Genomic DNA, 1,800 nt, shown 5'->3' on the forward strand with positions numbered 1-1,800 from the left:
TAAAGTGGTCGTGGTCGTGGTCGTGGTCGTAATCGTAATCGGACAGTTTTGCCCCCAGGGCAATCGCATCAGAATATTAGTGAATTCTGTTGGACAAATGATTTGATTTGCTAAACCATAGTAACTTTGTTCAACAACAATGGAGATTAAAACAATGTGTGAAACAACTATTGACCAATCGCTTGCTGGCCATTTTTCTTCTTTAGAAGACCCTAGGTGCCCTATTAATCGGCGTCACTTATTGGGTGAATTAATATTTATCGTGATTGCAGCTACTCTTTGTGGTGCCGACACTTGGGTTGCAATTGCAGCGTTTGCTCGTGCCAAGGAAGATTGGCTCAGAAAGTTTTTGACACTCCCGCATGGCATTCCTTCACACGACACCTTTGGTCGCGTGTTTGGCTTGCTCGATGTCGACAAATTCGAGGCTTGTTTTCGTTCTTGGTCTCATTCGCTTTGCAATCTTATTGCCGGTGAAATTATTGCCATCGATGGCAAAACGTTACGTCGTTCTCATGACCGTTGCCATGGCTTACCTGCTTTGCACTTGGTGAGCGCTTGGGCAACCGAGAACCGCGTTGTGCTTGGGCAGGTCGCAACCGACGCGAAGTCCAACGAAATCACGGCCATTCCAAAACTCCTCGAATGCTTGAATTTAGAAGGTAGCACGGTCACGATTGACGCGATGGGTTGTCAGACCAAAATTGTGGAGAAAATTGTTGATAAAGGTGGCAATTACGTGTTGTCTTTAAAAGGCAATCAAGGAACGCTGGCTACGGAAGTTGCAAAAGCCTTCGATGCCGCTTGCGCACAAAATTATGCTGGCGTCGATTCTGATTTCTTTGAAACAGTCGATCACGATCATGGAAGAATTGAAACGAGACGTTATTGGACATTAGGAGATCTTTCAGATATTCCCCGCAGTGAATTGTGGAAAGGGATGAATGCTGTTGGTATGGTCGAATCACAACGTGAAGTTGCTGGAAATGTCTCGACCGAAACGCGTTACTACATTATGAGCACTGGAACCAGTGCTGAGTATTTTGCTCAAGCGACGCGAGGCCATTGGGGAATCGAAAACGAATTGCATTGGAACCTCGACGTTTCTTTTCGTGAAGACGAATCGCGTATACGTGATATAAACGCACGACAGAATTTGGCGGCAATTCGTCGCATCACATTGATTCATTTGAAAAAAGATAACACAAAGCTTGGCATTTGGAACAAACGATTACAAGCCGGTTGGAATACGGATTATCTTGAGGATCTTCTTTTCCCCAGCAAGTAATCTGTTGTGATTTTTTAGCCTGATTGTTTTTAAAATAATGCAGGTTATTTTAGTTTTTAAAAATATACACTTTTAGAAAAATTTGTTTTCTTTTTATAAAAAAACGCCCCGAAATACGGCGCATTTAAAATTTAAGACAAGTCAGCACAATTCAAGCCGCTTTATATTAATATTTTCTAATATTAGAAAAACCTGATGCGATTGCCCTGGAGGTGATGATCGACGCCGAGGTCGCTGACTCGCCATAGGAATGGTATTTTATTAACTTGTGCGTTTGGAGCGAAAGATGCTGGCGTCGCGACCATTGCCGTGCTGTTATCTTTTATCGTGGTCGTGGTCGTGGTCGTGGTCGTAATCGTAATCGTCATCGTCATCGCCTGCCGTGGATTTTCGACCACGACCAAGGAGGGCAATCGGTCACAGGGTTTCCGCAGCGAAGCGCTCGGCGTTCCAAGGGAGGGTCAGACTTGGGTTGCTGTCCGACCCGGTGGCCACCCAGTCCATCGCGTGGG

Annotated in this window: 1 protein-coding gene; it reads left to right on the forward strand. The window is 45.1% G+C overall.

Annotated elements, in window-relative coordinates; genetic code table 11:
• Positions 1-154: 154 nt before the first annotated feature.
• The gene (locus VBE63_RS28645) at positions 155-1,288 is read left to right on the forward strand and encodes an ISAs1 family transposase (RefSeq protein ID WP_323686380.1); all 1,134 of its coding nucleotides are present in this window, start codon (positions 155-157) and stop codon (positions 1,286-1,288) included.
• Positions 1,289-1,800 lie beyond the last annotated feature (512 nt).

Origin of the sequence: Lamprobacter sp., from assembly GCF_034860625.1 — a bacterium.
Taxonomy (GTDB): domain Bacteria; phylum Pseudomonadota; class Gammaproteobacteria; order Chromatiales; family Chromatiaceae; genus Lamprobacter.

Coding starts and splice junctions, on each gene's coding strand:
- VBE63_RS28645 (WP_323686380.1), top strand. CDS start 155: ATGTGTGAAACAACTATTGACCAATCGCTTGCTGGCCATTTTTCTTCT.